Raw genomic sequence first — 8,999 nt, forward strand, 5'->3', positions numbered from 1 at the left:
TCAGGTAGCGAAGTGCGCCTGACTCACGTGCGCGGCCACTCGTAAGGCGTTGGCCGCGATCGTAAGGCTGGGGTTCAAGCCGGCGCTCGACGGGAAGAACGAGCTGTCCACCACATACAGGTTGTCGAGTTCGTGCGCCCGATTGTGCGGGTCCAGAACGCTCGATGTGGGATCGGTACCGAAGCGACATGTGCCGCAGACGTGAGCCACGGCCTTATTGTCTTCCGCACCTCGCAGGGTGATCTTGCGGAAGGGTTCCAACACCTCTTTCAGTTGCTGCAAGAAGACCGCCCGGCGTTCGCTCTCGTTGGCGTGAAGACGATATTGAAGTCGCAGGCGCTGACGGCCGTCCGTGCTCGGCTGATCGGTTGGCAGGACGCGGTTGTCCAGATAAGGGAGGTCTTCCATGATCGTCGCGAGCACCAGCCCGCCATTGAAGAACCGCTCATAGACCCGGCGTACCGCCGGGTTCATCAGACGTAGCGCCCTGGCCCGCCACCCGGGGGTGCTGGTCAGAATTTCCATAGGCGCCATGGAGCCGAATGACTGCACGGTGCCGTATTTCTGGCCTTCCCAGAAATAGAAATCGTTCAGCCCGATCTCCTTATTGGCCCCTGTCATCCTCCGGCCGGGTTGCGGCCAGATCTCGACCAAGTCAACAAGATGACGCATCAGGTTGCGGCCCACCCAATCTGAGCCATTGGCCAGTCCGCGCGGCCAATCTGCCGAACGGGAATTGAGCAATAGCACGGGTGTGACCAGCGCACCGGCGGCTAACACCACCACCTTGGCCTTCAGAGCCAGCGTCCCAACGCGACTCTCGCAGATCACGTGTCGGACTTGTGTGCGGTCCGCCTCCAGGCGCACGACCTGACATTCTGGAAGCAGGTGTGCGCCGTGCTCAGTGACGGCGGGCAACACGCAGTTGCGGGCGGCGTCGTTTTTACACGATTGGTGGCAAAGGTAGCTCTGACAGGTAGAGCAACCTTCCGTGTAGTCACAGGCCATGGGCAGGTGGTAGGGATGCAAACCACGACCTGCCAGATAGTCGACCAACGGCTGGTTCTCTACCGAAAATGGCGGTGGCGCAGGCAAGCCCGCCTCGGCGGCGCCCGGGCGCAGCGGGTCGGGCTGGCCCCGAACTCCCAGCAGCCGCTCGGCCGCGGCGTACCAGGTCCGCATCTCGTCGTAATTGATTGGCCACGCGTCTGGCACAGTGGAATCGCCGGGGTTGCGGAAGTGCTGGCGGGGAGTGAAGTCCTGAGGGAAAAACCGCTCGCAGACCATGCCATAGAGGGATGATGAACCGCCCGTCCCGCTGCCCAAGAATGGCACAAACCGGTGTGGGGAGCGCCCGCTTATGTCTTCGACCTCGTCGGTTGAGCGTCCAGAGCGGGCCAACACGTCGTAGTACGTCTCCGGGGAACGGCACGCCTTGGGTTCGGCCACTTCGGGCATCAATGAGCGGATCGTTCCAGGTGCCCCAGGAAGGGTTGAGCGACCCTTCTCGACGAACAGCACGCTTCGCCCCGAACGGGCCAGCGAGTAGCCGAACATCCCGCCGCCCATCCCGGTGCCAACGACGATCACGTCCCACACACGGCGTTCCGCCTCGCGCGCGTTCAGCTCACCGTCAGCCAAAATCGAATTCCTCAGCGGATGATTGCCCAAGCTATGCCCCGTCTGGGCGAATCCCGACAGTACCATCTGCCATCGGCGTACAGGTGGAAGTTTCTGTCCCCGGCCAGATTTGCTACGAGCGGTCACCCGACTGTTGGCCGCTTTAGTGGCGCCGAGTCGAGCGCTGCCGGGCGACGACCCGTCGGTGAGTTGTGTAACGTGACGCCTGCACCACTGCGGACAGACCTCTTTTGCAGAACCGGTACGCGAGGCCCCCATGACTGCGCAACACTGGACGGGCAATCGGCGATAGGTGGAGACGCGTGAAACTCGGGCAGACATTCGATCCGCGAAGAAATGCACTCAATGCGTGGCGCCTGGTGATGGCCAGTGCAGTCGTCCTGCAACACTGCTGGCCGCTCACCGGTCACACGGCTCCGGGACTCGGAGGCCTTTACGACGTGTCAGTCGATGGGTTCTTTGTTCTTTCCGGATTCCTGATCACCGCCAGCTGGCTCCGCAACCCGCGTCCTCGCGAGTACTTCGTCGCGCGCGCCCTTCGCATCTTTCCTGGGTTGTGGGTCTGCCTTATCGTCGTCGCGTTCGTTATAGCGCCGATCGGCGTGGCAGTTCAGGGCGGCTCGGCGAAAAAGCTGCTGATGTCCACCGCGCCAATCGAATACGTCCTGAACAATGCGGTACTCAACGTGTATCACACCAGCATCGCGGGAACACCGAACGGAGTCCCGTGGCCGCACGTCTGGGATGGAACTCTTTGGACTCTCATCTTTGAATTGTTCTGCTATATCGGAGTCGCCGCAGCCGGCATGACCGGGCTGCTCGGTCGCCGTTGGGCCGTGCCTGTGGCTTTCCTACTGGCCGTTTCCTTGGCAGCGGTCGTGTCCTACCCGGCTTTCGCGGTGCAAACGATCCCGCAGATGATCGGGCGCTTCGCTGTCGTGTTCCTCGCCGGAATGCTCATACATCAATTCCGAGACGTACTTCCCGCACGGTGGTCGCTCGTCGCCCTGAGCATGGTCATCGTTTTGGCGTCCGCTCTGCTCATGGTCAATTACCGGGTGGTGGCTGCCATTCCGTTGGCTTACGCCGTCATTGTTTCAGGCGCCCTGATTCGCAATCCGCGCTTCAGGCTGCGCACCGACTTGTCCTATGGCGTATATATTTACGGATGGCCGACGCAACAGTTGCTGGTCATCTGTGGGCTTGGGTTTTTGAATCCGTTCGCGTTCGCGGTCGTTGCTGGCACCGCGACCGTGTCGCTCGCCGGCGGGAGTTGGTTCCTGGTTGAAAAGCGAGCGATTGCGTTGAAATCTCGTTTTACCCAAAAGAGGCTTGGTGTGCCCGCCGCCACCGTCCAGCAGGAGGCGACTTCTGGCTGACTAGGCTCGCGGGCGATAGGGACTGCGACGATGCCTCTACCAGGTCATCAACCAAGGGAGCGCTTGCAGGCTGCTTACGACGCGACCCGCGCCCGAAGTACGTCAGGCGGACTTTACAACGAACCCACGGCGCGCCTAGCCCAGCAATTGTTGCTGAATTTGTTGCGACTGGCTTGCTTTAGTCGTCGAATCTGAAATCGCATCAGGAGCCGTAGGCAGTTTTACCCAATCTGCAATGCGATCATCAAACAGTATCTTTTTCTGCAAAATGATTTGATACTGAGCATGCAAAACTTTGTATTCGCCGGTGTGGTATTTCAAAAATTGGTTGATTGCCCATGCCGTGTTGGCTCGCGCCCGAGGATAAGCGGGCCACATAACGTCATCGAAGATCATGATTCCGCCTTGACTTAACAGGCGCCAGGCATTGAGTCCATCGACGATGGCGTCATCGGAGAAGTGCGATCCATCCACATAAATGACGTCAAATTTCTGCTGTTCATCGATCAGCTGCGGCAACACACTTAGTGATGATCCCTTGCGTTTCGTTACGCGATCCGCCCCCGATGCAGTGTTATTGTCAAAACGGACTTCAAGATCTTGCAATTCCGGCGTGGCATGGTAGTGCCATTCGTCACTGCCAGCCCAGGTGTCAACCGCTGTCAACTGACCATGCGTGAAGTAGGTCAGAAGAAACAGGCTCGAGCGCCCTTCCCATGACCCGATTTCGAGAATGCGTACCGGGTCCGAACGATCGAAGACTTTCGGGAAGGTGACAGACCACGGCACGATATTCATGTCGAACCAGCGCTCTTTGAATTGCCCCTGCGCCGCATGTCCTTCAAACTCCGCACGAACCTCGGCAAGATGCTTTGCCGTGTGCGATGGAATTCCCAACTTGACCAGATGATAGCGCAACGCGTCGGTAAGATAATGCCTTATTACGGCAGGGCGCATTGCGCCGAGCCACCAAAAAAACAGAAATGTAAGGCTTCGGGGCGTCCAACGAAATTTCAGTTTAGGCGTCAGGCTGGTCATGTTTTCCTTGGTCTTGTTTGAAAAGGTCGGTGCTGTCCGTCTCGCAGCTCGAATGGCACCCAATGATGCCGTTTCGGCGCGATCATGGCCGGCGTCGATGGATACTAACAGGCGGCCGCCGAGTTGCGCGGCACTTTGGCCCGTCGCCGGGGTCCTCGACGGTTGAGGTCACCGAGGTCCCTGCCGCCGCGAGAGTGCGAACCAGCACGACAGCGTGAGAGAAGCCGACGGTCCGCCACCGCCTGTCAGGCAAGATGCCTCGAATGCGCAAAGCTTTCCACTAGATCGGCGGCGTTGGCGACGCTTTCGGCTGGCGTCGTCATACGGGTGGCGAGCTCGCGGGCTCGGATCGCGTACTCCGGGGCGAGGATTCGCCGCAGGTCCGTAACCAGCGATTCGCAGGTGGTACTCGAAAAACGCCGGGCGGTACCCACTTTCAATCGCTTGACCGCGGCGCCCCACAACCTCTGGTTGACGTCCATCGAGAGGATCAGGGTGGGAACTCCGGCGCGCAGGCTTGCGGCCGTGGTGCCTGAGCCGCCGTGGTGGACGACCGCCCGGCAGGCAGGAAAGACCGCTGCGTAATTGACGCCTCCCACCACCTTGACGTGGTCGCCGTGTCGAACGTCCCTGAAGTCACTCCAGCCAGCGCAAATCAACGCGCGCTCGCCCAACTGCGCACAGGCAGAGCCGATCATTTGGATCGCCTCGGCGGGGGATTCCACGGGCATGCTGCCGAATCCGAAACAAATCGGCGGGGTTCCCGCGGCGATCCACGAGGAGACTTCGTCGTCGGCCCGCGTCGTCAGCTCCATTGTCAACGAGCCGACGAAGGGCCGCTGGCCGTTCCACTTGGCCCATTCCGCCGCCAGCCCTGGGAAGCACACCTCGTCGTAGGCTTGGATTTCCAGCGCTCCGCTTTCAACGATGCGCCGCGCGGCGGGACTGTTGGCTTTGGGCAATCCCAGTTCGTGGCGCTGCGCCCGCTCAACTTTGTTATTCAGGAACCAGCCCAGCCAGTCGAATGCCGTCATCGCGAAACGCGCCAGCGGCGGCGGCAGAATCGGCACAAGCTGGCCGTTGGCCCGTACCGGGACATGATGCAAAGTAGCCAACGGAATCTTCAGGTACTCCGCGACGCTAATCGCGGCCTCCTGATAGCTCAACCCGACGAACAGCAGGTCGGCCCCCTCCGCCACCGCCGTCAGAGTCTTGCTCATCTGCGTCCAGATCTCGTCGCTGAGCTCCCACATCTCGTGCCACAGCCTGCGCAGTTCGCTGATCTTCCAGAAGGCACCGAAAAAAGACGTCCAGAAGTTGCGGTAGACGTCCAACCACGTCTGCGTATCCAGCCCGTACGCGACGGCCGAGACGCCCGCGGCCTCGACAAAACCGACTGAATCGGGCGGCACGGCCATCCGTACCTCGTGCCCCCTGCGCACCAGCTCACGGCCGACAACCAGGGAAGGCTCGATATCGCCTCGGGTTCCGTAACTTGCCAGCACAAATTTCATCGCGAGTCCCGAAGCCCTATCAGTTCTGTCCGTCTTGGCGTGACCCCCCCGCATCCCGACGAATGCTGTACCGGTAGCACTTTCAGCATGGATGCATGCCGGCGCCGAAGACGGCAAGCGCAACGGTGAAAAGCGTCCCGGCGGTTTTCATTACTTACTTGCGCCAGAACACACCACATTGGTCGATCGTCACGATCTCGGACGAAATGCCATGTTTCGCCCGGTAGTCCGTGACGGCTTGCCGACAGCCGGCAAGGTTGTAGTCATCGATGATGCAGAAGCCTCCTGGGGACAATCGCGGGTACAGCGCGTCGAGCGCTTGAATTGTCGATTCGTAGAGGTCACCGTCCAACCTCAACACCGCGATTTGCTCGATCGGGGCGTCCTGGAGCGTGTCCTTGAACCATCCCGGAAGGAAGCGGACCTGATCGTCTAACAGTCCGTAGCGCTCGAAATTCGCGCGGACGTCCGCTTCTGACACCGCCAGCACAGGTGCCGCGTGGTGCAGTCCGAGCGCAAACCGCGGCAGCTTGTCCGCTTCGTAATTCGCGGTGTCCGGGGGTGGCACGCCCTCGAAAGAATCACATAGCCAAACCTGGCGCGTCTTATCCCCGTAGGCCGCCAGAACGGCGCGCATCAAGATGGACGCCCCGCCCCGCCACACTCCACACTCGACTAAATCACCGGGGATGGCCTCGGTCAGTACCGTCTCGACGCATTGCTGCAGGCTAGTAAGCCGCTTCATTCCGATCATGGTCTCGGCGTCCACCGGCCAGTCCATGCCCAGGTCGCGCGCGCGCTGATCAAATGGGCGTTTACGAACCAGCATCACGTTGCGGTTTTTGAGAAATGGAAGCCACGTTAACCAGCCCACGCTGGCGCGCATCCCCACCGGCCACCCGACGGGCACTAGCTGGTCCATGCCGTACCTAGTAAGGTCGCGCCGGATCTGATCGAGGTAGAGAGATCGGACGTCGCTATCGGTCACGGTCAAAATCGCCCCTGTCTCGCATGCCAGTAGTGCCGGAGGTGAGCCTAGACGCCTATCGAAGTCGTCAATGTGCGTTTGGAGTTTTTTCGGTCGCGCCGCCGGCGTTCGATTCGTCACACCGGCGGGTTCGCGCCGTTAGCAGGCATTCAGGTCAGTGACCGCGTTCTGCACGCGGCAACTCCGACGCGAGCCGGGCGCGTGCACAGATTACCCTAGCGCTCGCATGGCGCGAGAAAACGGGAGCGGTTGCCCAGTCAGTGACGCCCTGAAGGCTGTATCGAAGGACTCTGTGCATGTGTGTGATCACGTGCCGCCGAACGTATTTCGGGCTGTTGGTCAATCCATTCGAGCAGGGCTCGCAGCCCGTCGTCGAGCTTCCACTTGGGATGCCAGTGGAGCTCCTCACTTGCCGATTCGATGTTGCAGCTCGCGGCGCGTATGTCGCCGTCGCGGAACTTGGGTATGACGACCGGTTCGGGTGCGCCGAAAATGGCAGCGATCTTCCGAGCAAGCTCGTGGATGGTAATGCCGTTGCCCGAGCCGATGTCCAGGCAGCGGGATTCGGCGGCAGGTCTTTGTACTGTGGCGAACAGCGCGTCGACGACATCATCGATATAGACGAGATCGCGGACGATCCGGCCGTCCTCGTACACCTCCGACGGGAGTTTCTCGCGCGACAAGCGCGCGAAGAACGGGACCACCCCCGTGTACGGATTGGTCAGGGACTGGCCCGGCCCGTAAGCATTCTGCAGTCGCAGCACACTGAGCCTGGTGTCATGCGCGGAGCACCAGGCGGCCAACAGGTGCTCCTGAGCGAGTTTGGTGGCGCCGTATATGTTGGTCGGTCGCGGCTCGGTTTCGCCGGCGCGGTTCGGCAGCGGCATCGCCGGTTCGCCCGTAGGCCCTACCGGATCCCAGACCCCGGCGAGCAGCTGTGCATGGCTGCGGGGTCGCGGATAGAAAATATCTGTGCCGGATTGCCAAGCGCCTTCGCCATAGACGGCACGCGAGGACGCCAACACGAGCTGGTCGGGCACCAATTGACAGCGGCCCAGCGCGTCGAGGAGCTGGGTGGTGCCTACCACGTTCACCGATCCGTGGCGGGTCGCTTGGGACAGCGATTGCGCTGTTCCCGTCTCGGCCGCCAAATGGACGATCTGTGCGGGGCGGAACAGTCGAAGCACAGCATCCCAGTCGGGCGCGTGGGTGACGTCGCCGGTGAAAAGCCGCACCGACGGCGCAAGCTTTAGGGTTGGACGCTCCCCGTGTACCTGCGGAAGCAGGACATCCATGATGGCGACGTCGTAACCGGCCTCGACGAGACGGCGCGAAAGCAGGGAGCCGATAAATCCTGCCCCACCAGTGATGAGCACGGACGCTGACAAGAGCCGACGCCTCCTGTTCGGATACACGGGAAATGAGTGAGCAAAACGCGTGGAGGAGATTGGAATCCGGGTCGATCATATCGGCGACTCCTGCGGGTTAGTGATATCGCCCGGTGATTGTGCACAGGCTTCGGGGAACCCTGCGTTACACGAGGTGAACCTTCGGCGCGTACAAAATCCAGCGGCCACCGTTCTCGCGGAACCGATGTTCTTTGGCCATTATCTCCTCGGCGTGGTTCCAGGCGAACAGCAGTGCGTAGTCAGGGTACGGGTCGGAGAAGCATTCGGGCGGACGCACCGGAATTTTCGTGCCTGGTGTGACACGGCCCTGCTTCTCCGGAGTCGAATCGCAGACCATGGGGAGCAGCTCGGGGCCGATATTGCAATAGTTCATCACCGTGGCGCTCCTTGAGGTGGCCCCATAGCCCACCACGCGTCGACCGTCGGAACGCAGCTTGCGGAGAAGGGAGACGAGGTCCGTCCGGATGCGATCGACGGCGACGGAGAAGTTGCCAAAGGTCGCCGCCTCGGCAAGCCCGTCGGCTTTCTCGCGCGCTAGAAATTCTGCGACGGTGGCGGCCGGCTTCGCAGTACCCGGGCGGGCGACCGTGTAGCGGATGGAGCCCCCGTGCAAAGGAAGGTGCTCGGCATCGATTAGCTCGAAGCCGAACTGATCGGCCAGCGCCTGCACCGATCGAACCGCGAACAGGTAAATGTGTTCGTCATAAATTTGGTCGAAATAGACACAGCCCAGGATGTCGCCGAGATAGCGATCCTCGAACACGAAAAGCCCGTCCGGCGCAAGCAGGATGTCGACACCCAGGAAAATCGAATCGAGGTAGGAAATGTGGCTAATCGCGTTCGCGGAATAGATCAGCTGTGCCGACCCGTGCTCGTCGCGAATCTTGGTAGCCGTCGATGCGTTGAAGAAGTCTTTCAACACGCTGACGCCGTAGGTCGCCGCCACGTCGGCTGCGACTGCGGCCGGGTCCACTCCCAAATGTCGGATTCCGGCCTGGCTCAGCGCCTTTAGCATGACACCGTCGTTGCT

The 8,999-nt window shown here is 61.0% G+C and carries 7 protein-coding genes; 1 reads left to right on the top strand and 6 read right to left on the bottom strand.

Annotated elements, in window-relative coordinates; translation table 11 throughout:
• Complete coding sequence (locus A5782_RS22765; protein WP_067104348.1) at positions 1-1,641, bottom strand: GMC oxidoreductase; 1,641 nt, start codon at positions 1,639-1,641, stop codon at positions 1-3.
• Between the two features lie 260 nt (positions 1,642-1,901).
• Here A5782_RS22765 and A5782_RS22770 point away from each other — a divergent pair, with 260 nt between their 5' ends.
• On the top strand, positions 1,902-3,020 hold the full coding sequence (locus tag A5782_RS22770) for an acyltransferase family protein (RefSeq protein WP_369815668.1): 1,119 nt from the start codon (positions 1,902-1,904) through the stop codon (positions 3,018-3,020).
• Positions 3,021-3,155: 135 nt separating this feature from the next.
• On the opposite strand, the gene A5782_RS22775 is transcribed toward A5782_RS22770, so the two are convergent.
• From A5782_RS22775 to A5782_RS22795, 5 genes are all read right to left on the bottom strand, one after another.
• On the bottom strand, positions 3,156-4,058 hold the full coding sequence (locus A5782_RS22775) for a class I SAM-dependent methyltransferase (protein ID WP_082943058.1): 903 nt from the start codon (positions 4,056-4,058) through the stop codon (positions 3,156-3,158).
• 245 nt (positions 4,059-4,303) lie between these two features.
• Positions 4,304-5,572 (bottom strand): glycosyltransferase, encoded by a 1,269-nt coding sequence (locus A5782_RS22780; protein WP_067104350.1) that lies wholly within the window; start codon positions 5,570-5,572, stop codon positions 4,304-4,306.
• Between the two features lie 154 nt (positions 5,573-5,726).
• A complete protein-coding gene (locus A5782_RS22785) occupies positions 5,727-6,560 on the bottom strand; it encodes a TylF/MycF/NovP-related O-methyltransferase (protein WP_067104351.1) in 834 nt (277 codons plus the stop codon).
• A 257-nt stretch (positions 6,561-6,817) separates the two neighbouring features.
• On the bottom strand, positions 6,818-7,936 hold the full coding sequence (locus A5782_RS22790) for an NAD(P)-dependent oxidoreductase (RefSeq protein WP_067104352.1): 1,119 nt from the start codon (positions 7,934-7,936) through the stop codon (positions 6,818-6,820).
• Between the two features lie 157 nt (positions 7,937-8,093).
• Positions 8,094-8,999 (bottom strand): class I SAM-dependent methyltransferase (locus tag A5782_RS22795; RefSeq protein ID WP_067104357.1); only part of this gene is annotated, 906 nt, incomplete at its 5' end.

Origin of the sequence: Mycobacterium sp. 852002-40037_SCH5390672, from assembly GCF_001665875.1 — a bacterium.
In the GTDB taxonomy this organism is placed as follows: domain Bacteria; phylum Actinomycetota; class Actinomycetes; order Mycobacteriales; family Mycobacteriaceae; genus Mycobacterium.